This is a genomic window from Microbacterium sp., from assembly GCF_047607465.1.
In the GTDB taxonomy this organism is placed as follows: Bacteria; Actinomycetota; Actinomycetes; order Actinomycetales; family Microbacteriaceae; genus Microbacterium.
In genome coordinates this window covers 66907-89123 of the sequence record NZ_JASGCY010000075.1, presented here as the reverse complement: position 1 = coordinate 89123, position 22217 = coordinate 66907, and the positions used below count along the sequence as shown (strand labels likewise).

The 22217-nt window shown below is 69.5% G+C and carries 19 protein-coding genes; 14 read left to right on the top strand and 5 right to left on the bottom strand.

The genetic code is table 11. The annotated features are described in order from the left end of the window. The first annotated feature begins 2 nt into the window (after window positions 1–2). The 5 genes from QM568_RS11225 to QM568_RS11205 are packed head-to-tail and all read left to right on the top strand — an operon-like array spanning window position 3 to window position 5095. The gene (locus QM568_RS11225; protein ID WP_415138825.1) at window positions 3–1292 is read left to right on the top strand and encodes an RNA polymerase sigma factor; all 1290 of its coding nucleotides are present in this window, start codon (window positions 3–5) and stop codon (window positions 1290–1292) included. Then, window positions 1292–2608, top strand: a complete 1317-nt coding sequence (locus QM568_RS11220; RefSeq protein ID WP_415138823.1) for a MurT ligase domain-containing protein — start codon at window positions 1292–1294, stop codon at window positions 2606–2608. The genes QM568_RS11225 and QM568_RS11220 overlap by 1 nt, the downstream gene beginning before the upstream one ends. Beyond that, entirely contained in the window at window positions 2605–3363 is a 759-nt protein-coding gene (locus QM568_RS11215; RefSeq protein ID WP_415138821.1) for a type 1 glutamine amidotransferase, read from the top strand. Before QM568_RS11220 ends, QM568_RS11215 begins: the two co-directional genes overlap by 4 nt. Next, on the top strand, window positions 3363–4061 hold the full coding sequence (locus tag QM568_RS11210) for an alanine racemase (RefSeq protein WP_415138819.1): 699 nt from the start codon (window positions 3363–3365) through the stop codon (window positions 4059–4061). The genes QM568_RS11215 and QM568_RS11210 overlap by 1 nt, the downstream gene beginning before the upstream one ends. Then, entirely contained in the window at window positions 4058–5095 is a 1038-nt protein-coding gene (locus QM568_RS11205; RefSeq protein ID WP_415138817.1) for an alanine racemase, read from the top strand. Before QM568_RS11210 ends, QM568_RS11205 begins: the two co-directional genes overlap by 4 nt. A 59-nt stretch (window positions 5096–5154) precedes the next feature. Here the strand turns inward: QM568_RS11205 and QM568_RS11200 are convergent, their stop codons facing one another. Then, window positions 5155–5370 carry a hypothetical protein gene (locus QM568_RS11200; RefSeq protein ID WP_415138815.1) on the bottom strand — a complete coding sequence of 72 codons (216 nt, stop codon included), beginning with the start codon at window positions 5368–5370 and terminating at the stop codon, window positions 5155–5157. A 182-nt stretch (window positions 5371–5552) separates the two neighbouring features. On the opposite strand from QM568_RS11200, the gene QM568_RS11195 reads away from it, so the two are divergent. Then, window positions 5553–7634 carry a DNA gyrase/topoisomerase IV subunit B gene (locus QM568_RS11195; RefSeq protein WP_415138813.1) on the top strand — a complete coding sequence of 694 codons (2082 nt, stop codon included), beginning with the start codon at window positions 5553–5555 and terminating at the stop codon, window positions 7632–7634. A 44-nt stretch (window positions 7635–7678) separates the two neighbouring features. Then, window positions 7679–8689, top strand: a complete 1011-nt coding sequence (locus QM568_RS11190) for a hypothetical protein (protein ID WP_415138811.1) — start codon at window positions 7679–7681, stop codon at window positions 8687–8689. A 20-nt stretch (window positions 8690–8709) separates the two neighbouring features. Here QM568_RS11190 and QM568_RS11185 read toward each other — a convergent pair whose 3' ends face one another. Beyond that, window positions 8710–11154, bottom strand: a complete 2445-nt coding sequence (locus QM568_RS11185; protein ID WP_415138809.1) for a DNA gyrase/topoisomerase IV subunit A — start codon at window positions 11152–11154, stop codon at window positions 8710–8712. Window positions 11155–11198: 44 nt separating this feature from the next. On the opposite strand from QM568_RS11185, the gene QM568_RS11180 reads away from it, so the two are divergent. Beyond that, a complete protein-coding gene (locus tag QM568_RS11180) occupies window positions 11199–12320 on the top strand; it encodes an alkaline phosphatase family protein (RefSeq protein ID WP_415138807.1) in 1122 nt (373 codons plus the stop codon). A 9-nt stretch (window positions 12321–12329) separates the two neighbouring features. On the opposite strand, the gene sepH is transcribed toward QM568_RS11180, so the two are convergent. After that, window positions 12330–13364, bottom strand: a complete 1035-nt coding sequence (gene sepH, locus QM568_RS11175) for a septation protein SepH (protein WP_415138805.1) — start codon at window positions 13362–13364, stop codon at window positions 12330–12332. Between the two features lie 201 nt (window positions 13365–13565). On the opposite strand from sepH, the gene QM568_RS11170 reads away from it, so the two are divergent. After that, the gene (locus tag QM568_RS11170) at window positions 13566–13859 is read left to right on the top strand and encodes a DUF4193 domain-containing protein (RefSeq protein WP_415138803.1); all 294 of its coding nucleotides are present in this window, start codon (window positions 13566–13568) and stop codon (window positions 13857–13859) included. 98 nt (window positions 13860–13957) lie between these two features. On the opposite strand, the gene QM568_RS11165 is transcribed toward QM568_RS11170, so the two are convergent. Next, the gene (locus QM568_RS11165) at window positions 13958–14428 is read right to left on the bottom strand and encodes a DUF3093 domain-containing protein (RefSeq protein ID WP_415138801.1); all 471 of its coding nucleotides are present in this window, start codon (window positions 14426–14428) and stop codon (window positions 13958–13960) included. 3 nt (window positions 14429–14431) lie between these two features. Between QM568_RS11165 and dut the strand changes: the two genes are divergently transcribed. The 5 genes from dut (at window position 14432) to dxs (ending at window position 21428) form a co-directional block, all read left to right on the top strand. Continuing rightward, window positions 14432–14899, top strand: coding sequence for a dUTP diphosphatase (dut, locus tag QM568_RS11160; RefSeq protein WP_415138800.1), 468 nt, complete (start codon window positions 14432–14434; stop codon window positions 14897–14899). Window positions 14900–14916: 17 nt separating this feature from the next. Continuing rightward, entirely contained in the window at window positions 14917–15504 is a 588-nt protein-coding gene (locus QM568_RS11155; RefSeq protein ID WP_415138799.1) for a DUF3710 domain-containing protein, read from the top strand. Further along, window positions 15501–16232, top strand: coding sequence for a DUF3159 domain-containing protein (locus QM568_RS11150; RefSeq protein ID WP_415138798.1), 732 nt, complete (start codon window positions 15501–15503; stop codon window positions 16230–16232). The genes QM568_RS11155 and QM568_RS11150 overlap by 4 nt, the downstream gene beginning before the upstream one ends. Before the next feature lie 153 nt (window positions 16233–16385). Beyond that, window positions 16386–19220 (top strand): aconitate hydratase, encoded by a 2835-nt coding sequence (locus QM568_RS11145; RefSeq protein ID WP_415138796.1) that lies wholly within the window; start codon window positions 16386–16388, stop codon window positions 19218–19220. A 267-nt stretch (window positions 19221–19487) separates the two neighbouring features. Then, window positions 19488–21428: a 1-deoxy-D-xylulose-5-phosphate synthase gene (gene dxs / locus QM568_RS11140; protein WP_415138794.1), complete on the top strand. Its 1941-nt coding sequence runs from the start codon at window positions 19488–19490 to the stop codon at window positions 21426–21428. A 4-nt stretch (window positions 21429–21432) separates the two neighbouring features. Here the strand turns inward: dxs and QM568_RS11135 are convergent, their stop codons facing one another. After that, window positions 21433–22128 (bottom strand): SPFH domain-containing protein, encoded by a 696-nt coding sequence (locus QM568_RS11135; protein WP_415138792.1) that lies wholly within the window; start codon window positions 22126–22128, stop codon window positions 21433–21435. Window positions 22129–22217: the final 89 nt, after the last annotated feature.

The following is a 22217-nucleotide window of genomic DNA, read 5'->3' as shown; positions in this document are numbered from 1 at the left end:
TAGTGTCCGAAAGTGCCGGGGCGTCGCAAGCGCTCCGTGAAAGGCAAAACGTGACTCCTGCCACGACCAAGAAGACCCGGACGAAGAAGACCGCCGAGGCTCCCGAGACCGACGTCAAGATCGAAGAGGTCGAAGAGAAGCCGGCGCCCAAGACAGCCGCGCAGCGCGCGGCCGCCAAGCGTGCTCCCGTCAAGAAGAAGAAGTCCGACGACATCGTCGAAGACGACGATGCCCCCGTCGCCGCCGCCGACGAGGCGGATGACGACGACGAAGACGACGCGAAGCCCAAGTTCACCGAGCCGCTTCCGACCGGTGCCATCGTCATCTCCTCCAACGACGACGAAGACGTCCCGGTGTACTCCACGCAGATCACCGGCGCCACTGCCGATCCTGTGAAGGACTACCTGAAGCAGATCGGAAAGGTCGCGCTGCTGAACGCGGCCGAAGAGGTCGAGCTCGCGATGCGCATCGAGGCTGGTCTGTTCGCCGAGGAGAAGCTGTCGACCATGACGGCGGCCGAGAAGACCAGCCAGCTGGGCCTCGACCTGCAGTGGGTCGCCCGCGACGGTCAGCGCGCCAAGAGCCACCTGCTCGGCGCCAACCTCCGCCTGGTGGTCTCCCTCGCCAAGCGCTACACCGGCCGCGGCATGCAGTTCCTCGACCTGATCCAGGAGGGCAACCTCGGCCTCATCCGCGCCGTCGAGAAGTTCGACTACACCAAGGGCTTCAAGTTCTCGACCTACGCCACGTGGTGGATCCGTCAGGCGATCACCCGCGCCATGGCCGACCAGGCCCGCACCATCCGCATCCCCGTGCACATGGTCGAGGTCATCAACAAGCTCGCCCGGGTGCAGCGCCAGATGCTGCAGGACCTCGGTCGCGAACCCACCCCGGAAGAGCTCAGCCGCGAACTCGACATGACGCCCGAGAAGGTCGTCGAGGTGCAGAAGTACGGTCGCGAGCCGATCTCGCTGCACACGCCTCTCGGCGAGGACGGCGACAGCGAGTTCGGCGACCTCATCGAGGACACCGAGGCGGTCGTTCCGGCGGATGCCGTCGGCTTCACCATGCTGCAGCGCCAGCTCGAGCAGCTGCTCGACTCGCTGTCGGAGCGCGAGGCGGGCGTGATCCGCATGCGCTTCGGCCTCGGCGACGGTCAGCCGAAGACCCTCGACCAGATCGGCGACACGTTCGGGGTGACCCGCGAGCGCATCCGCCAGATCGAGTCGAAGACGATGGCGAAGCTGCGTCACCCGAGCCGTTCGCGGTCGCTGCGGGACTACCTCGAATGATGGCGGGCGCACCTCAGGCGCGCTCGGCAGGCATCCGCTACGTCTTCCCCGTCCTCGCGGGCAAGCTCGCGCGATTCGCCACGCGTCTGCGCGGCGGCGGCTCGGCGTTCCCCGGGTACCTGACGAACCGGCTCGCGCCGACCCTGCTGCCCACGCTCGCCGACCAGTTCCGTTACGGCGTCATCTTCGTGCTCGGCTCCAACGGCAAGACGACGACGACGCACATGATCAGCGAGGTGCTGCGCTCGCACGGACTCAAGGTCTTCACGAACCCGACGGGCGCGAACCTCCCTCAGGGCGTGACGAGCGCGCTGCTCGCCGATGCCACCCTCACCGGCCGCATCAAGGCCGACGTCGCGGTGCTCGAGATCGACGAGGGATACGCCGCCGATCTCGCCGACCGGCTCTCGCCCGCTGTGATCCTGTCGCTGAACGTCCAGGTCGACCAGCTGTACCGCTTCTACGAGACCGAACGCGTCGCCGACATGATGCTCGAGGCTTCGAAGCGCGCATCGGCGCACGTCGTGGTGAACCGCGATGACCCCTACCTCAGTAAGATCGACGCCTCCGCGATGCGCGGCGAGGTGTCGTTCTTCGGCGTCTCCAGCGAGCTCGTCGCGGCATCCGCACACGGCCTCGCCAACGCGGCGGACACCCGCAGCGGCAACGCAGGCATCCTCGAGCGCGAGGCGTACGCCGAGGTCGTCAGCGCCTCGGGCCGCAAGGTCGTCGTGCGCGTGGACGGTGAGGATGCCGAGATCACGCTGCCCGCGCGCGGGCTGCACTACGCGGCCGACGCCGCTGCAGCCCTCACCGTGGCCTCCCGCGTGCTCGGCGCGGAGTTCTCCGTCGACAAGGCGGCGAAGGGCTTCGCGCAGATGGCACCGGCCTACGGACGCGGCGAGGTCATTCCGCTGCGCCGGGATCCGGCGGGCGAGCAGGTCGAGTTCGTGATGTTCAAGAACGCGCCGAGCCTGCAGATGAACCTGGACGCGCTCGAGAGCACTCCCGAACGCGCTCTCATCGCGATCGACGAGGGGACGCCCGACGTCTCCTGGCTCTACGACGTCGACTTCGACGCGCTGGCGCGCATCGACGTCGTCACGGGCGAGAAGGCGTACCAGCTGGCGCTCAGCCTCGAGCACGCCGGCGTCGAGATCGGCGTCGTCGAGCCCGACATGGAGAAGGCCGTTGCGCTCATGCGCGCGCTCGAGCCTTCGTCGTCGGGGCGTCAGACCTGGTTCGTCAACTACGAGCTGATGATGATCGGGCGTCGACTGCTCGGCCATGGAGACCAGGAGATCGCCCGCCGATGACCGACACCGTGCGCATCGTCCAGTTCTACCCCGTCGAGCTCGGCATCACCGGGGATCGCGGCAACGTCCGCTCCCTGCAGGTGCGTCTCGAACGGGCCGGCGTCCCCGTCGAGGTCTTCCGCGTCGGCATCGGCGATCCGATCCCGGCGGATTCCGACATCCTCGTCTTCGGCAACGGCCCGCTCTCCGCCATGCGCATCGTCGCCGGCGATCTGCGCTCCCGTGCCGCCGAGCTCGAGGTGTTCGTCGAGTCCGGCCGCTCGCTGTTCTCGATCGGGGCATCGGCCGAGCTGCTCAGCGAGGGGGTCGACCTGCTCGACGGCGAGAAGCTTGAGGGACTCGGTCTGTTCCCGTTTCGCGTCGCGCGCACCCGCGAGCGCAACGTCGGCTACATCATCGCCGACACCCCAGGGGGTCGCGTCATCGGCTTCGAGGACCACGCATCGCGCTGGACGCTCGGACCGGATGCCGTCGCGGTCGGCGAGGTCGTGGCAGGCAAGGGCAGCTTCGCCCGCGGCGACGGGGCGGGCGAGATCGTGCGTCGCGGCGAAGCCTACGCCTCGAACGTGCAGGGGCCCGCGCTGCCGCTGAACCCGCGCTGGACCGATGCGATCCTCGGCGCCACGACGGCTCGGCGCGGCATCTCCTGGCGGCTCGGCGCGGCGCACGAGAAGCTGGACGAGTATGCGGAGGGGGCTCGGGCTGCGATCGAGCACCTCGTCCACAGCAAGGACTTCCGCACGATCGGACTCTGATGCTCTCCAGCAGCGCTCTACCCCGTGCGATCATCTCCCGGTCCGCGCTCACGGCGTCGACCGCAGCGGCCGTGGCCGCGGGCGGTCGGGTCGCAGACCTCCGACACGATGCGTGGGGGCACGGGATACTGGCCGTCGCGCACGCCGCGCACATCGCGGGTGCCGAGACCGTGCTGGTCGATTCGGCCAGCGAGGTCGAGGCGCTGCGTTTCGAGGGCATCGACGCGACCGTCGACGGCGACGCCGACATCGACGCATCGCTGCTGTACGGGCTCCCAGACGCCGACGGCGTCCTCTCGAGTCGGCCGGTGCTGCGGCTGGCAGGACGGGTGATGTCGACGAAGCGGCTCAAGCCCGGGGACGCGGTCTCCTACGGATACATCCACCGCGCGACCGAGCACACCGTGGTGGCACTCGTCACCGGCGGCTACGCGCAGGGCATCGTCCGCGCTCTCGGTAACGCCGCGCACGTCGAGGTCGACCGCGTCGCGCGGCCCATCATCGGTCGCGTCGCGATGGACGTGTGCGTCGTCGACCTGCAGGGCGAGGAGGTGCCGGTGGGCACCGAGGTCACCTACTTCGGCGGGACCGGCCCCGCAGCTCCCGCGCTGGCGCGCTGGAGCGCCGTCACCGGCCTCACCGTCGCCGAGCTCGTCGCGGTCGCGGGTGCGCACGCGCAGCGGGAGTGGGAAGAATGAGCCGTCCCGAGCTGAGAATCGACGGCGAGCGCTTCGTCGCGAACCTCGCCGCCGTGCGCGCGCGCATCGCGCCGTCCGAGCTCATGCTCGTCATGAAGGACGACGCCTACGGGCACGGGCTCACCTGGGCGGTGGAGGCGGCCGAGGATGCCGGTGTGGGCTGGTACGGCGGTTACGACATCAAGGGTGCGCTCGAGATCCGCAGCGTGCTCGAGCGCCCGGCGCGGGTGTTCGCCTGGGCGACCTCGACGGATACCGAGATCGATGCGGCACTCCTGCAGCACGTCGACCTCGGCGTCGGCACGGCCGAGTACCTCTCCCGCGTCGTGCAGCGGGCGACCGTGCTCGGCGCGCGCGCCCGCGTGCACCTGAAGATCGACACGGGCCTGCACCGCAACGGCGTGCGTCTCGAGGACTGGAGCGCCTTCGTCGAGGATGCCCGTGCCGCCGAAGCGGCCGGTGCGGTCGAGCTCGTCGGCGTCTGGAGCCACCTCGCCGAGGCGAGCGATGCCGAGGACGACGACGCCCGCCGGGTGTTCCTCGACGCGATCGCCCTCACGAACCGCACCGGCGCCGCTGCGCAGTGGCAGCATCTCACCGCGTCCGCCGCCTCGTGGTGGCGTCCGGAACTGCGCGGATCCCTCTCGCGCATCGGCGCCTTCTGCTACGGCATCCGCTCGGCGGATGGACCGGTTCTGGAGGGCGTGGAGCCGATTGCCGAACTGACCGCAACCGTCGTCGCCGTCGACGGCGCCGCGGCCGTGATCGGCATCGGCTCGTTCGACGGCCTGCCATCGACGCTCGCGGGGCTGCCGGTGGGCACCGCGCACGGCGTGGCGGCGCTGAGCTCGATCAGGCACACGACCTCCGTCGTCACCGGCGCTCGTCTGGTACAGGGCGACACGGTCTGGATCTTCGGCCGCGGCGCGCACGGAGAGGCCGACGCGACGACGCTCGCGGAGCGTATCGGCACGGTCGGGGAGGAGATCCTCACCCGGCTCACCTCACGCGTGCGACGCGTGGTCGCCCGCTGATCCGCAGGATCTGGAAACCCTGAGCCGATCGGCCCGGATCCCTGCGTCTGTCGAAGGACTCAGGCCTCGATGAGGCGCGCGGTCTCGTCGTGCCAGCTGGTGGCGACGCTGCGGAGCTTCTCCTCGTACTTGCGGCCGTGGTGGGCGCAGAAGAGCAGTTCGGAATCGTTGACGACGGCGGCGATGTACGCCTGTGCGCCGCAGGAATCGCAGCGATCCACGGCGGTCAGCCGGAAATCGACGGCGGAGGCCAGGTGGTCGGTCGTTGCATTCATCTCGGTGCCTCCTTGAGTATCGGGTTCGCCGGCGGGCCGTGTTCAATACAACCACGCCGATGCTGGATGGATGCCCGGATGGCGGCGTGTTTCGCTCACCGCGTACGGGCACGGTACCAGGTGCGTCCCGCAGGGGAGTGTCTGCGGGGCGCGGGGCGCAGGCGCGAATAGACTCGGAGATTGTGACCGCCGAGTATTCCGCCCATCATCTCCAGGTGCTCGAAGGCCTCGAGGCCGTCCGCAAGCGCCCTGGCATGTACATCGGGTCGAACGGGTCGCCAGGGCTCATGCACTGCCTCTGGGAGATCATCGACAACGCCGTCGACGAGGCCGTCGCAGGCAACGGCACGAAGATCGACGTCATCCTGCACGCGGACGGCAGCGTCGAGGTGCATGACCGCGGACGCGGCATCCCCGTCGATGTCGAGCCACGCACCGGTCTCACGGGCGTCGAGGTCGTCTTCACGAAGCTGCACGCCGGCGGCAAGTTCGGCGGCGGCTCGTACGCGGCATCCGGCGGTCTGCACGGTGTGGGCGCCTCCGTGGTCAACGCGCTCTCCGAGCGCCTCGATGTGGAGGTCGACCGCGGCGGCAAGACCTACGCCATGTCGTTCCGCCGGGGCGAGCCGGGGGTCTTCGACGACGCCGGCGGCGAGAAGCGCCCGGATGCGCCGTTCACGCCCTTCCAGGACAAGAGCGAGCTGCGCGTCATCGGCAAGGCCCCCCGCGGGGTCACCGGCACCCGTATCCGCTACTGGGCTGATCGCCAGATCTTCACGAAGGACGCCGCCTTCCAACTCGGCGACCTGGAGACGAGGGCACGGCAGACGGCCTTCCTCGTGCCAGGGCTCGAGCTCGTCGTCCGAGACGAGCGCGCCGAGCAGACGAACGAGACCTCGTACCTCTACGAGGGCGGCATCTCGGAGTTCGTGGACTACCTCGCCACCGATGCCCCCGTCACCGACACCTGGCGCGTCCAGGGTGAGGGCACGTTCAAGGAGACCGTGCCGGTGCTCCAGCCCGACGGCCACATGGTCGCCACCGAGGTGGAGCGGGTCTGCGCGGTCGACATCGCGATGCGCTGGGGGACCGGCTACGACACGGCGATCCGTTCGTTCGTGAACATCATCGCCACGCCCAAGGGGGGAACGCACCAGCAGGGCTTCGAGCAGGAGCTGCTGAAGGTGCTGCGCGCCCAGGTCGAGCAGAACTCCCGCCGGCTCAAGGTCGGCAATGACAAGCTCGAGAAGGACGACGTGCTCGCCGGCCTCACCGCCGTGCTCACCGTGAACGTCCCCGAGCCGCAGTTCGAGGGGCAGACGAAGGAGGTGCTCGGCACCCCGGCCGTGCGCCAGATCGTCGCCCAGGTGCTGCGCAAGGAACTGGCCGAGCGCTTCGGCTCCACCAAGCGCGACGACAAGAGCCAGGCGAACCAGCTGCTCGACAAGATCGTCGCCGAGATGAAGGCCAGGGTCTCCGCCCGCGCCCACAAGGAGACCCAGCGACGCAAGAACGCTCTGGAGTCCTCTACGCTGCCGACCAAGCTCGTCGACTGCCGCACCAACGATGTCGAGCGCAGCGAGCTGTTCATCGTCGAGGGGGATTCGGCCCTCGGCACCGCCAAGAACGCGCGCAACAGTGAGTTCCAGGCGCTGCTGCCCATCCGCGGCAAGATCCTCAACGTCCAGAAGGCGTCCGTGGGCGACATGCTGTCGAACACCGAGTGCGCCTCGATCATCCAGGTGATCGGTGCGGGATCAGGCCGCAGCTTCGACATCGACGCGGCGCGTTACGGCAAGATCATCCTGATGAGCGACGCAGACGTCGACGGCGCGCACATCCGCACGCTGCTGCTCACGCTCTTCTTCCGGTACATGCGACCGCTGATCGAGCAGGGCCGCGTGTTCGCCGCCGTGCCACCGCTGCACCGGGTGATCGTGATGAACCCGGGCTCCAAGCCCAACGAGACGATCTACACGTACAGCGAGCAGGAGATGCACGCGCTGCTGGCGAAGCTGCGCAAGTCCGGCAAGCGCTGGCACGAGCCGATCCAGCGCTACAAGGGTCTCGGCGAGATGGATGCCGAGCAGCTCGCCTCGACGACGATGGACCGGGGCGGGCGTCTGCTGCGCCGAGTGCGCATGGAGGACGCCGAGGCCGCTGGACGCGTCTTCGAGTTGCTCATGGGCAACGAGGTCGCGCCGCGCCGCGAGTTCATCATCGACTCCGCAGGTCACCTCTCCCGCGAGTCGATCGACGCCTGAGCTGCCCATCGCCGGGGCCCTGCCCGGCGTGGCATGATGTGGCCATGCGGCAGTCGGAATCCTCGGGCCGTGGCGAGGCGAGCACCGAGCGGGTCTTCCGGGTGCCGCTGTGGCGTGTGCTGCTGACCGGTCTCGTGTCGACCTGTGCGCTCTGGGTCGTCGTCCTGGTCGCCGGCCGGAACTTCCTGCCGCGGACCTGGCCGCAGCAGACCCGGGCGCTCGTGCTGGTGGCCGGACTCGTGGTGGCGCTGCTCGCGGCGGCGTTCGCGGTGCTGTGGATGCGCAATCTCTCCGTTCATGTCACCGCCGCGCGGGTCGAGGTCCGCAGGCCGTGGCTGACGATCCGCTCCTGGGATCGCGCGCGGACGGCGTTCGGCTCGCAGGTGACGGCCCACTACAGCAACGGCTTCCGCTCGGCCACGACGCGCGAGCTCGTCGCGGTCGTCGGGGACCGCTCCGAACGGATCGTCCTCCCCGGGTTCAGCCGGTCGGACTTCAACGACCTGCTCGCGGTCCTGCAGTCGCCGGAGCCGGCCGATCCGGCCGGGAGCCCGGTCGATCGAGGGGACCTCGCCTTCCGCATCGACAGCGCGGCGAGCCGTACCCGCGTGCGGCGGCTCGTCATCGCCGGCGCCGTGGCCGCGGTGGCGGGGATCGCCGGCGGCGTCGCCGGGATGATGCTCCCGGACCTGATCGACCTCCTCGTCGCACTCGGGCTGCTGATCATCGCGCTGGCCGGGCTGGGTGCTCTCGTCGCCGGGCTGGCCAGCGCCGCGGTGCTGCGGCGCGTGTCGCGGGAGATCGTCGTCGGTGCACAGCAGCTGCGTGTCGACGATGCGCCGTTCGCCTACACCGGGCTGGAACGGATCTGGCTCTCCCCACCGGGGCGCCAGGGGCCGGAGCTGAGGATCGTACCGCGGCAGGGCTCCTCCCGCCGGTTCGCGCTGGGGGCGCCCGGCACGACGATCACGCCGGAATACGCGCTGCTCGCCGAAGCCCTGGACAGGCGCGCCGGGGCAGCGGATGCCCGCCTGGTGGCCTTCGACCGGGGGTAGGCGGCTGACGCGCGCTCCTCTCAGTTCCCCAGCGTGCGCCCGATCGAGCCGATGACGCCCTCGATGCTCTGACCGGAGGCGTCGCGGCGCGCACCCGGCTCGGGGAGCTTGCGCACGGCGCCGGTCGGGTCGACGGCGAGGGCGGGAGCGGGGCCAACCCAGGCGACGGTCAACCGATCCTCGCCCTTCAGGAACGCGTGCGCGCGAACCCCACCGGTGGCGCGGCCCTTGGCGGGGTACTCTCCGAACGCTGACACCTTGGCTCGCCCTGGGTCGGTTCCCGGCAGCACGCTCTCACTGCCGGAGACCGTCGCCACGACGGCATCCGAGTCCGGTGCGACCGCACCGAAGAACAGCACCGACGCGCCGGCGCCGAGTTTGATACCGGCCATGCCTGCCGCAGGGGCGCCCTGAGGGCGCACCGCAGAGGCGGAGAACCGCAGCAGCTGCGCATCCGTGGTGACGAAGACGAGCTCGGCGTCGTCACCGGCCTCGGCGGCGCCGACGACGACGTCGCCCGGCTTCAACCCGATGACCTCGACGTCCGCTCGCGCCGGGAGAGCGCTGGGGACGACGCGCTTGACCGTTCCCTGCGCGGTGCCGAGGGCGATCGGCGTCTCGCTGTCGAACCGCACGAAGCCGACCACGCGCTCGCCCTTGGCCGTGATGCCGAGGTAGTCGCGCAGCGGGGTGCCGGCGGCCAGCTGCACGGAGGTCGCCGGTACCGAGGGCAGATCGACCGGCGAGAACCGCAGCACGCGACCGGCGCTGGTGAGGGCGCCGAGCTCGGCGCGGACGGTCGTCTCGACGGTCGCGAGGATCGCGTCGTGCTTGCTGCGCCGCGCGGGGGCGGTGAGCTCCTGCCCCTCGGCGATGTCGACGCGCACGGCGCGGCCGGTCGACGACAGCACGAGCACAGTGGGGGCGTCCGCGATCTGCAGGTCCGCCGCGTCCTTCGCCGCACGGGGCTTGGGGGGAGCGGCGTTCATCAGCAGCGTGCGCCGAGGCGTGCCGTAGGCGTCGGCGACCGCATCCAGCTCGCGCGCAACGGCGGTGCGCAGCAGAGCCGGGCTGCCCAGCAGTTCTTTGAGAGAGGCGATGTCGGCGAGGAGCGCATCGCGCTCGGTCTCCAGCTCGATGCGGGAGAACTTCGTGAGGCGCCGAAGGCGCAGCTCGAGGATGTACTCGGCCTGCAGCTCGCTGAGGTCGAACACCGAGCGCAGGCGCGTGCGGGCCTGCTCGGAGTCGTCGGAGGAGCGGATGACCTGGATGACCTCGTCGATGTCGAGGATGGCGATGAGCAGACCCTCGACGAGGTGCAGGCGCTCCTCGCGGCGGGCGAGACGGTAACGGCTGCGACGCGTGATCACCTCGAGGCGGTGCATCACGTAGACGCTGAGCATCTCCTTGAGGCCGAGCGTGCGGGGCTGACCCTCGACGAGGGCGACGTTGTTGATGCTGAAGGAGTCCTCCAGCGGCGTCAGCCGGTACAGCTGCTCGAGCACGGCGTTCGGATCGAACCCGGTCTTGATGCCGATCGAGACGCGCAGGCCGTGGTTGCGGTCGGTGAGGTCGGTGACGTCGCTGATGCCCTGGAGCTTCTTCGCCTGCACCGCATCGCGGATCTTCTCGATGAGGCGCTCGGGGCCGACCATGTACGGCAGCTCGGAGACGATGATGCCCGTGCGCCGCGGCGCGATCTGCTCGACCGAGACCTTGCCGCGCACCTTGAGCGCTCCGCGTCCCGTCGTGTAGGCGTCCTTCACGCCGTCGAGACCCATGAGGATGCCCCCGGAGGGGAAATCCGGGCCGGGCACGAACTCCATGAGCTCCTCGGTGGTGGCATCCGGATGCTCGAGGAGGTGCGTCGCGGCGGCGACGACCTCGATGAGGTTGTGCGGAGCCATGTTCGTCGCCATGCCGACGGCGATGCCGCTGGCTCCGTTGACGAGCAGGTTCGGGAAGGCCGCAGGCAGCACGGCCGGCTGCTGGAACTGGCCGTCGTAGTTCGGCACGAAGTCGACGACGTCCTCGTCGAGGTTCTCGGTGAGCGCCATCGCGGGAGCGGCGAGTCGGGCCTCGGTGTAGCGAGCGGCGGCGGGGCCGTCGTCGAGAGAGCCGAAGTTGCCGTGTCCGTCGACGAGCGGCACGCGCAGCGCGAAGTCCTGGGCGAGGCGGACGAGGGCGTCGTAGATCGCCGAGTCGCCGTGGGGGTGCAGCTTTCCCATCACCTCGCCGACGACGCGGGCGCTCTTGACGTGCCCGCGGTCGGGCCGCAGGCCCATCTCCGCCATCTGGTAGAGGATGCGGCGCTGCACGGGCTTGAGCCCGTCGCGGGCATCGGGCAGCGCGCGGGAGTAGATGACGGAGTAGGCGTACTCGAGGAACGAGCCCTGCATCTCGCTCTCGAGGTCGATGTCCTGAATCCGTTCCGGGGCGAGCTCGGGCGGCGGGGTTTTCGGCATGGAGTTCCTGAGGGCAAACGGGAGCCTGTGACAGACTGGCTCGGATGTCCCTCATGCTACCTCCCGAGTCTGCGTCAGCCTGGAGCATCGTCGGGGTGGCGCACGACCTGCTCGCCGCGCTGCGGGGCGAGCAGGGGCTCCTGCCCCGCGCGGAGTCGGCGGTGCTCGTCGTCGTCGACGGGCTCGGAGCGATCGACCTGCGCGCCCACGCCGGGCACGCGCGGGCACTGACGGCCGGGATGGGCAAGAAGGACGTCGCCACCTCGGTGTTCCCGTCGACGACAGCGGCGGCGCTCACGAGCATCCTCACCGGCGTCTGGCCCGGAGCGCACGGACTCGTCGGATACAGCGTCCTCGACCGCGCCGGCGACCGGCTCGTCAATCAGCTCTCGGGGTGGAACGAGGCGGCGATCGACCCGGCATCCTGGCAGGTCGCCCCGACGGTGTTCGAAACGGGCCGCGACGAGGGCCGACCGGTGTTCGCCGTCGGCGTCGCCGCCTACGCCGGAAGCGGATTCAGCCAGGCGACGCTGCGCGGTGCTGACTTCGTTCCGGCGCCCTCGCCGGCGCAGCGCGTCGCCCTCGCCTACGACCTCGCCCATCGGCATCCGGGGGCGCTGGTCTACTGCTACCTGCCCGAGGTCGACAAGGCCGGGCACAAGCACGGCGTCGACTCCCTCGCCTGGGTGGCGGCCCTCGAAGACGTCGACGCCGCCCTCGCGACGCGGATCCCCCCGGGGGTGGGCGTGCTCATCACCTCCGACCACGGCATGATCGACGTGCCAGCCCATCGTCAGCTCGTCCTCGACGCCGACGACCTGCAGGGCATCGCGCACGTCGGGGGAGAGCCGCGGATGCTGCACCTCTACCTCGAGCCCGATGCCGATGCGGATGCGGTTCTCGCCGGCTGGCGGGAGAGGCTGGAGGGATCCGCCGACGTCGGCAGCCGGGACGAAGCGATCACTTCCGGCCTCTTCGGGCCGGAGGTGTCCTCGGCGGCGGCCGGTCGCATCGGCGACATCCTCGTCGTGGCGCGCGGGAACCGTGCGCTCTATGACGGCACGGCCGCCGACCAGCGCAGCCGCGGCATGATCGGACAGCACGGAGCGCTCACGGCAGAAGAGCGTCTGGTGCCGTTGCTGCGCCGTGGTGCGTTCGCGCTCTGACGGCGCGGATCACTCGTCGGTGCGTGCTCCGAAGACGATCTCGTCCCACGACGGCAGGGCGTTGCGCCGACGCCGTCGGTTGCTCTCCGGCGCAGATCCTGACGCCGCAGGCGCACCTTCGTCGGGGCCGTCGGCCTCGTCGTCGAGCTCCAGGCTCTCGAAGAGCGCGATCGGATTCGCGTCGCTCTCCGCGTCGTCGTCGATCAGCGGTGCGGACTCGCGCTGACCGCGACGGCGGCGCAGCGCCTCGAGGAGATCAGCGGTCTCGGGGCTCGTCGTCGTCTCCTCCGGTGCGCGCTTGATCGCCGCATTCTGCACGGCGGCGCCGGAGCGCTCGGCGACGGCGGGATCCTCGGCATCCGCCTCGGGGGAGGGGACGAGACGCGGCCCGAAGGCGCCGGAGTCGAAGCGGCTGTCGTCCTTGTACGGGGAGGCGGGACGATCCGCCTCGACGGCGCGCAGACGAGGGATGAGGCCCTCAGGGAGATAACCCTGCCGGGAGAGCTGCGTGGCGTCGGCGTTGAGGGGCGCGAGGGCACTGCGACGGGGATCGAAGCTCCAGCGCGCGTCGTGCTCGACCTCGTCGGCGGTGAACTCGAGCTTCACGATCCAGCCCGACTCCTCCTTCCAGCTCGCCCAGCGCTCCGCGGTCGCCGCGAGATCTGCGAGCTTGGCCCGGATGGCCGTGCCGAAGGTGGGCTGCGCGTCGGGCTCGACCTCGCTGCCGATGAGCACGGGCACAGCGAGGGCCTGGCCGATGATGTGCTCGCGCTCCGCGAGCACCGGCCCCTCGAAGCGTTCGACGTCGGCGACCTCGATGCCGAGGAGCTCCGCCGTCTCTGCGGCGGTGAGACCCGCTCGGATCTGCGCCTGGATGTCGCGCGGGCTCGCGGCGAGCTTCTGGACGGCCGGTTCTGCGGCGGTCGTGGCGCGGCGGATCTCGCGGTGCAGGACGGCGTCGATGGGCAGGGCGAACCGCTCACCGGATTCGGTCGCGAGTACGAGGACTCCGGCTTCCGTGCCGACGATGGTGACGTTTTCCATGCGAATGCCCCTCAAGGATGGGTGTGCATTCATGGTGTCACGCTGCACGCGCCCTGGCAGGGAATACTCTGGGCGCGCCGCCGGTTTGCTCGGGCGCAGGCGGGACCATTTGCTAAATCGCTCGCGGTCGTGCAAACTATGCCCGCCGAACCCTGCGGCAAGATCCCAGCCACTCGCACCATGAAAGTGGAGATTCACCCCATGGCAACCGATTACGACGCTCCACGCAAGAGCGAAGACGACTCCGAGTCGATCGAAGCACTCAAGGAGCGTGTGCCCGACAAGCTGTCGAGCTCGACGGGCGACGAGGACTCGGACAATCCGTCCAGCTTCGACCTGCCGGGGGCCGATCTGTCGGACCTCGAGCTCGATGTCGTCGTGCTGCCTCCTCAGGACGACGAGTTCACCTGCATGGGCTGCTTCCTCGTGAAGCACCGCTCGCAGCTCGACCACGAAGACGCGTCCGGTCCGATCTGCAAGGAGTGCGCTGCCTGATCACGGCAGCATCCGTACGTCACGCGCTCGGGAACCGTCAGGTTCCGGGCGCGTCGTCGTCTTCGGGGAGCCGAGGCGAACGGCCCGCCGATCGATGCTCAGCGGGCGGCGTCGATCGCGGCGCAGAGCCGGTCGGGCGTGCGCGACGAGATCGTCCACGTCGTCACGGGGTCGTCGGCGTCGATGTTGGGGATCACGACGAGACCGTCGATGCCGCCGCGGATGAGATGCCACCCGCGTGCGGGAAGCGAGGGGCCGCGGGCCTGTTTGGCCTCGTCGCCGGTGAGCGCCACCGGCGCTCCGAGGTGACGGGTGTCGATACGGGCACGGCCGGCGCGCAGCACGGAGCCCTCCACCGAGACCACTGGGGCGAGCCAGATGAACAGCGCCACCAGCGCTGCGGAGACGGTGCCGCCGATGATCAGGGCGAACGTCGAACCCACCGGCACGAAGACGAGGGAGACCATGGGGCCCATCAGCGCCACCGCGGCCAGCAGGCGCAGGCTCGGCGAGAGCCGCTCCCGGTACGACGGGCGTGTGTGGGGGGCGCGCTTCTGCATTAGCCTCATGGGGTGACTGATTCGGTGGATGTTCCCATTATCGCCCCCGTGCTGGACGGATCCGCCGTCGTGCCAGGGTACGCGCATCCCGGCGACGCCGGTGCCGATCTCGTCGCCGCGGAGGCCGTGCGCCTCGAGCCCGGTGAGCGCGCGCTGGTCGGAACGGGCGTGCGCATCGCCCTCCCCGACGGCTTCGCCGCCTTCGTCGTGCCGCGCAGCGGTCTGGCCGCGAAGCACGGGATCTCGATCGTCAACGCTCCGGGCACCGTCGATGCGGGGTATCGGGGTGAGATCAAGGTGAGTCTGATCAACACCGACATCCGCAGCGCGTACGATGTCGCCGTCGGCGATCGCATCGCTCAGCTGATCATCATGCCGGTGACCCGCGCCGCCTTCATCCCCGTCGAGGAGCTGCCGGACAGCACTCGCGGTGAGGGCGGCTTCGGTTCCACCGGCTATCAGGCAGCACCCCCCCAGTAACGAAGCAGGACAGGCTGATGACTCTCAACAACGCCACCCCGTCGAAGTCCGCGCCGGAGAACCGCGCGACCGAGGGCCCCCTCGATGACTCCGAGGCGAACCCGGTGCGCCCGTACATCGATCTCGGAGGAATCAAGATCCTCCCGCGTGAGGGGCTCAACCTCCGTCTCGAGGTCGAGGAGCAGTCCAAGCGCATCGTGGCCGTCGGCCTCGACTATGCCGACTCCTCGTTGCAGGTGCAGCCCTTCGCCGCTGCGCGCTCGGGAGGCCTGTGGGACGAGACCCGCGTGCAGCTGCGCGATCAAGTGAAGGCCCAGGGCGGGCGCGTCGAGGAGCGCGATGGCCCGCTCGGCAAGGAGCTCCTCGCCGAGGTTCCCGCCGCGGCCAACGAGGGCTCTGGGCTGCGTCTCGCGCGCTTCGTCGGCGTCGACGGCCCACGCTGGTTCCTGCGCGGAGTGATCGGCGGCGCCGCGGCATCCGATCTCGACGCCGCAGCGAAGGTCGAGGATCTCTTCCGCTCGATCGTCGTCGTGCGTGGCAGCGCGCCGATGCCGCCGCGCGACCTCATCCCGCTGAAGATGCCGGCGACGCCGGGCTCAGCGTGAGCGCGCCGGAGCCCGACGCCGAGCGCGAGCCGTCGGCATCCGAGATCCTCAGCGCCGCGCTCGGAGGCGCGGCGCGCCGCGCCGGCATCGACCCGGAGGCCGATGTCACCACCGGGCAGATGGTCTGGGGCGTCATCGGGGGCTGGCGGGGCATCGTCGAGTCGGTGCTGCCGCTGCTCGCCTTCATCATCGCTTTCACCGTCACGAAGGATCTCGTCCTCGCCCTCGTGCTCTCGGTGGGGGCGGCGGCCGTCTTCACCGTCATCCGGCTGCTGTCGAAGTCACCGCCCGTCGCCGCGCTCTCGGGACTCGTCGCGGCCGTCGTCGCCGCCGGGCTCCCGCTGTTCACCGGGCGCGCCGAGGATCAGTTCGTCATCGGGTTCATCACCAACATCGCCTACGGGTCGGTGTTCTTCATCTCGGCGCTCGTGCGGTGGCCGTTGATCGGCGTGATCGTCGGCTTCCTCACTGGCGAAGGTGTCGCCTGGCGTCAGGATCCGCGCAAGCGCCGCACGTTCTTCTGGCTGTCGGTCGCGTGGGCGGGGCTGTTCTTCGCCCGTCTCGCCGTGCAGCTGCCGTTCTACTTCTCGGGCGATGTCGCCTCGCTCGGCACCGTCAAGATCGTCATGGGCATCCCGTTCTTCGCCGTCCTGCTCGCGTTGACGTGGATCGTCGCACGCCGGCTCCAGCCACCAGCGCAGGATGCCGGAGGCGACGCTCCGGCGTGATAGATTTATCTTGACATCAAGATAAATTGTGCGCTTCCGCTCACGGCTCCGGGGGAGCAGACTGGTTAGGTCTGCCTTGCTAGCCGACCGGGCTCGAGGGCGAGCAAGATGGAGGCGCCTGTCGCTCCCATCAGAACAGAAGGAGACGGAATCGTGTCCACGGTGAACAGCTTCGGTGCCAAGAGCACCCTGACGGTCGGCAGCACCGACTACGAGATCTTCCGCATCGACACGGTGCCCGGTTTCGACAAGCTCCCCTTCAGCCTGAAAGTGCTCCTGGAGAACCTGCTGCGCACAGAGGACGGCGCGAACGTCACCAAGGCGCAGATCGAGGCTCTCGGATCGTGGGATCCCGCAGCGGAGCCCAACACCGAGATCCAGTTCACGCCGGCGCGCGTGGTCATGCAGGACTTCACCGGCGTGCCCTGCATCGTCGACCTCGCCACCATGCGCGAGGCCGTGACGGCGCTGGGCGGCGACGCGAACAAGATCAACCCGCTCTCGCCCGCAGAGATGGTCATCGACCACTCCGTCATCGCCGACCTGTTCGGCTCCGAGAACGCCCTCGAGCGCAACGTCGAGATCGAGTACGAGCGCAACGGCGAGCGCTACCAGTTCCTGCGCTGGGGCCAGACCGCGTTCCAGGACTTCAAGGTCGTCCCGCCAGGGACCGGCATCGTGCACCAGGTGAACATCGAGCACCTGGCCAAGGTCATCTACGACCGCACCGTCAACGGCGTGCTGCGCGCCTACCCCGACACCTGCGTCGGCACCGACTCGCACACCACGATGGTCAACGGACTCGGCGTGCTCGGCTGGGGCGTCGGCGGCATCGAGGCCGAGGCCGCCATGCTCGGCCAGCCCGTCTCGATGCTCATCCCGCGCGTCGTCGGCTTCAAGCTCACCGGCGAGATCCCCGCAGGCGTCACCGCGACCGACGTCGTGCTCACCATCACCGACATGCTCCGCAAGCACGGCGTCGTCGGCAAGTTCGTCGAGTTCTACGGCGCCGGCGTCGCCTCGGTACCGCTCGCGAACCGCGCCACCATCGGCAACATGTCCCCGGAGTTCGGCTCGACCGCCGCGATCTTCCCCATCGACGACGTCACGCTCGACTACCTGCGTCTGACCGGTCGTCCCGACGAGACCGTCGCGCTCGTCGAGGCGTACGCCAAGGAGCAGAAGCTCTGGCACGACGCCTCGCACGAGCCCGTCTTCAGCGAGTACCTCGAGCTCGACCTCGGCACCGTGGTGCCGTCGATCGCCGGTCCGAAGCGTCCGCAGGACCGCATCCTGCTCTCCGAGGCGAAGTCGCAGTTCGAGAAGGACATCCTGGGCTACGCCACGCCGTCCACCAGCGACGACATCGTCGATCTCGAGTCGAAGCACTCCTTCCCGGCATCCGACCCCGGCCAGGTCCCCGGCGAGGAGGAGCCGACCACGCGCCCCGTGCACATCTCCAGCGGCGCCCCGGCCAACGCCTCCAAGCCCGTGCCGGTGACGACGCCGGCGGGGGAGAAGTACATTCTCGACAACGGCGCGGTCACCCTCGCGGCGATCACCTCGTGCACGAACACCTCGAACCCGTCGGTGATGATCGCCGCCGGCCTCGTCGCCCGCAAGGCCCTGCAGAAGGGCCTCAAGCAGAAGCCCTGGGTCAAGACCACCCTGGGCCCCGGCTCCAAGGTCGTCACCGACTACTACGAGAAGTCCGGCCTCGACAAGGATCTCCAGGGCCTCGGCTTCTACACCGTCGGCTACGGCTGCACCATCTGCATCGGCAACTCCGGACCGCTCATCGAAGAGGTCTCGACCGCGATCAACTCGCACGACCTCGCCGTGACCGCGGTGCTCTCGGGCAACCGCAACTTCGAGGGCAGGATCAGCCCCGACGTGAAGATGAACTACCTGGCGAGCCCGCCGCTGGTCATCGCCTATGCGCTGGCAGGCTCCATGCACTTCGACTTCGAGACCGACCCGCTCGGCAAGGACACCGAGGGCAACGACGTGTTCCTCAAGGACATCTGGCCCTCGCCCGACGAGGTGCAGGAGATCGTCGACTCGGCCATCTCGCGCGACCAGTTCATCAAGCAGTATGCCACCGTCTTCGACGGCGACGAGCGCTGGCGGAATCTGCCGACGCCCGATGCCGACAAGTTCCAGTGGGACGAGAACTCGACGTACGTGCGCCGGGCGCCGTACTTCGACGGCATGACGATGGAGCTGACCCCGGTCAAGGACATCACCGGCGCGCGCGTCATGGCGACCCTCGGCGACTCGGTCACCACCGACCACATCTCCCCGGCCGGCAACATCAAGCCGGGCACGCCGGCTGCGAAGTACCTCGAGGAGCACGGCGTCGACCGGAAGGACTTCAACTCCTTCGGCTCGCGTCGAGGAAACCACGAGGTGATGATCCGCGGTACCTTCGCGAACATCCGCCTGAAGAACCTGCTTGTCTCGGCCGTCAACGACGGCCAGATCGTCGAGGGCGGGTTCACGCGCGACTTCACGAAGCCCGACGGCCCGCAGTCGTACATCTACGACGCGTGCATGAACTATGCGGAGCAGGGCACCCCGCTCGTGGTGTTCGGCGGCAAGGAGTACGGCTCCGGCTCTTCGCGCGACTGGGCGGCCAAAGGCACGAGCCTGCTGGGCGTCAAGGCGGTCATCACCGAGAGCTTCGAGCGCATCCATCGCTCCAACCTCATCGGCATGGGCGTCGTCCCGCTGCAGTTCCCAGCCGGCGAGAGCTGGGAGTCGCTGGGCCTCGACGGCACCGAGATCGTCTCGATCACCGGCCTCGAGGCGCTCAACGACGGCGTCACGCCGAAGACCGTCCGCGTGACCGCGGCCCCGAGCGAGCACTCTCCCGAGGGCAAGCAGACCGTCGAGTTCGACGCGGTCGTCCGCATTGACACCCCCGGTGAGGCCGACTACTACCGCAACGGCGGCATCCTGCAGTACGTGCTGCGCTCGCTGGTCTGACCCGACGCATCGCAGCGCCCCATCCGGCCTCGGCCGGGTGGGGCGCTGCTGCGTGCAGGAGCAGGTCCAGCGCTCGTCACTAGGCGAACATCTGGCGCAGGATGCCGATGTCTCCTGCCTCGATCTTCTGCGTGTGGTTCATGAGCACGAGCTTCGCACGGATCGCCTGCCCGGCGCCAGGCTCTTCCCCTGGTGCGCGCGATAGGATCTCAGAGGCGCCCGAACCGGAGGGTCGGATGCCTCGACGGAGCCTGTGAGGAGGTGCAGATGCCGATTCTTCCGAGCATCTCAGGACCCCGTGACCTGGACGCCCTGTCCGTTGACGAACTCGTCGAGCTCGCCGGCGAGATCCGCGAGTTCCTTGTCGAGAACGTCTCCCGAACGGGAGGCCACCTCGGTCCGAACCTCGGCGTCGTCGAGCTCACGATCGCCCTGCACCGGGTCTTCTCCTCTCCCGACGATCCGTTCATCTTCGACACCGGGCACCAGTCCTACGTGCACAAGCTCCTCACCGGCCGCAAGGACTTCTCGCAGCTGCGGGTGCGCGGGGGACTGGCCGGCTACCCGCAGCGCTCGGAAAGCCCGCACGACGTCGTCGAGTCCTCGCACGCCTCGAGCTCGCTGAGCTGGGCCGACGGCATCTCCCGCGCGCTCACCGCCACCGGGCGCGGCGACCGGCACGTCATCGCGGTCGTCGGTGACGGCGCGCTCACCGGCGGCATGACGTGGGAAGCCTTGAACAACATCTCCGACGACAACGACCGCAACCTGGTGATCGTCGTCAACGACAACGGCCGCTCGTACGCCCCAACGATCGGCGGCATGTCGCGCTACCTCAACCGGGTGCGCACGGCCGCCGCCTACCGGGACCTGCACCGCAAGTCCGACCGGTTCTTCCGCTCCTTCGGCCCGGTCGGCCGCGCGCTGTTCCGCGGCGTCCGCGGAGGCACGCACGGGTTCCTCTCGCGGTTCACGAATAACGAGGCCCTCTACTCGAACCTCGATATCAAGTACCTCGGTCCCGTGGACGGGCACGACCTGGCGGCTCTCATCGAGACGCTGGAGCTCGCGAAGTCCTACGGCGCGCCGGTGATCGTGCACGCCATCACCGAGAAGGGCCGGGGATATCAGCCGGCGCGCGACGACGAGGCCGACCAGTTCCACGCGGTCAACAAGATCGATCCCGTGACGGGCGAGCCGCTGTCCACGAGCGGCCAGGGCTGGACGGACGTGTTCTCCGACGCGCTCGTCGAGATCGGGGAGCGCCGCACCGACGTCATCGCGATGACGGCGGCGATGCTGCGCCCCACAGGTCTCGCGCCGTTCGCCGAGCGCTTCCCCGACCGCGTGTACGACGTCGGCATCGCCGAGCAGCACGCTGTGGCATCCGCCGCGGGTCTGGCCTACGGCGGACTGCACCCCGTGGTCGCGGTGTACGCGACGTTCATGGGCCGTGCGTTCGACCAGGTGCTGATGGACGTGGCGCTGCACCGTGCTGGCGTGACCTTCGTGCTCGATCGGGCCGGCGTCACCGGACCGGACGGGCCCAGCCACCACGGCATGTGGGATCTCGCGATGCTGCAGATCGTTCCGCACATCCGCATCGCCGCCCCCCGCGACGGCGCGCGTCTCACCGAGGCGCTGGAGGAAGCGGTCCTCGTCGATGACGCGCCGACCGTCATCCGCTTCCCCAAGGGCGAGGTCGCACCGGACTTGCCAGCCCTCGAGCGGCTGGAAGACGGGGTCGACGTGCTCGCCCGCGGCGAGAGCTCCGATGTTCTCATCGTTGGGATCGGCCCCTTCGCCGCGCTCGGCTTGGACGTCGCTGCGCGCCTGCGTGCGCAGGGGATCGGCGCCACGGTGATCGATCCGCGCTGGGCCATCCCTGTGCAGCCATCCGTCCTCGCCCTGGCCCGCACGCACCGGCTGGTCATCACCCTCGAAGACGGCATCCGTGTCGGCGGCATCGGCACGCGCGTGCGCCAGGTACTGCGGGAGGCGGGCATCGACACCGCGGTGGACGAGCTCGGGCTTCCCGACGAGTTCATCGACCACGCGTCCCGCGAGCAGGTGCTGGCGGATGCCGGCCTGACGGTGTCGAAGATCGCGCAGGACGTCGTCGCGCAGGTACTCGGGACGCGCATCCCGGTCGCCAGGCACGCCGGCGAGACCGGAGCGATCGACCTGCCGCTGCACGAGCGCCGCTGACGATTCAGTTCAGCGCATGCAGGGCTGCGACCGCCGGCGCGCCCCGATCGCCGTCGCGCAGCGCCTCTGAGAGCAGGTATCCGTCGGTGAGCGCGTCGCCGGTGATCATGACACGCACGAGCTCGACGCCGCACGCGCGCCGGACGTCGTCGGCGCAGGCCGCGAGGACGCGATCGTTGATCTCGTCGTTGTGCGGAAGCCCGACGCCGTTGATGGTGCGGACGGCGTCGCGCAGGGCGGCGCCGACGATGTTCGCGGCCCGCTCGGCGACGTTCACGACATCGAGCTCGAACACGCGCAGGTCCCGCCCCGTGGGGAGGGGACGCCATTCGAACGACGCGTGCACCCTGTGCTGTCTGCCGTTCGCGCCGGAGAGCTCGCGCGCGGGCAGGTCGGTGGCGCGGCAGCGCACGTCGACGAGCTTGTACCAGTAGAACAGCGGGAACGCGCCGTGCGAGCCGGGATCGAGCACGACGACCTCGCCGACGGCGCCCCGTCCTGCCTGCGGACGCCGCGCAGGACGGGTGCGGATGATCGGCTTGCCGTTGCGGGTGCGGATCGCCGCCCAGCCCTCGTCGACGGTGACGACGAACAGCTTCAGGAGCGCCGGCAGGACCAGCAGCGTGGTGAGGACGGCGGTGCCGGTCTTCAGAAGGCCCGACACCCCCCTGCCGCCGAGCATGGTGAAGAGCATGTCCATGTCACCACTGTGCCCGCTCGCGCGCGTCGAGTTCTGCTCCACACGCGCGAGTTCATGCACTGTTCGTTCTTCGTTCGGGTCGCCGCCGT

Bases quoted from the DNA above. Each gene is read 5' to 3' on its own strand.
- QM568_RS11135 (WP_415138792.1), bottom strand. From the start codon at position 22,128: ATGGACATGCTCTTCACCATGCTCGGCGGCAGGGGGGTGTCGGGCCTT.
- QM568_RS11220 (WP_415138823.1), top strand. From the start codon at position 1,292: ATGGCGGGCGCACCTCAGGCGCGCTCGGCAGGCATCCGCTACGTCTTC.
- QM568_RS11185 (WP_415138809.1), bottom strand. From the start codon at position 11,154: ATGCCGAAAACCCCGCCGCCCGAGCTCGCCCCGGAACGGATTCAGGAC.
- QM568_RS11170 (WP_415138803.1), top strand. From the start codon at position 13,566: ATGGCAACCGATTACGACGCTCCACGCAAGAGCGAAGACGACTCCGAG.
- QM568_RS11155 (WP_415138799.1), top strand. From the start codon at position 14,917: ATGACTCTCAACAACGCCACCCCGTCGAAGTCCGCGCCGGAGAACCGC.
- QM568_RS11180 (WP_415138807.1), top strand. From the start codon at position 11,199: ATGTCCCTCATGCTACCTCCCGAGTCTGCGTCAGCCTGGAGCATCGTC.
- QM568_RS11200 (WP_415138815.1), bottom strand. From the start codon at position 5,370: ATGAATGCAACGACCGACCACCTGGCCTCCGCCGTCGATTTCCGGCTG.
- QM568_RS11205 (WP_415138817.1), top strand. From the start codon at position 4,058: ATGAGCCGTCCCGAGCTGAGAATCGACGGCGAGCGCTTCGTCGCGAAC.
- dxs (WP_415138794.1), top strand. From the start codon at position 19,488: ATGCCGATTCTTCCGAGCATCTCAGGACCCCGTGACCTGGACGCCCTG.
- QM568_RS11190 (WP_415138811.1), top strand. From the start codon at position 7,679: ATGCGGCAGTCGGAATCCTCGGGCCGTGGCGAGGCGAGCACCGAGCGG.
- sepH (WP_415138805.1), bottom strand. From the start codon at position 13,364: ATGGAAAACGTCACCATCGTCGGCACGGAAGCCGGAGTCCTCGTACTC.
- QM568_RS11215 (WP_415138821.1), top strand. From the start codon at position 2,605: ATGACCGACACCGTGCGCATCGTCCAGTTCTACCCCGTCGAGCTCGGC.
- QM568_RS11165 (WP_415138801.1), bottom strand. From the start codon at position 14,428: ATGAGGCTAATGCAGAAGCGCGCCCCCCACACACGCCCGTCGTACCGG.
- QM568_RS11210 (WP_415138819.1), top strand. From the start codon at position 3,363: ATGCTCTCCAGCAGCGCTCTACCCCGTGCGATCATCTCCCGGTCCGCG.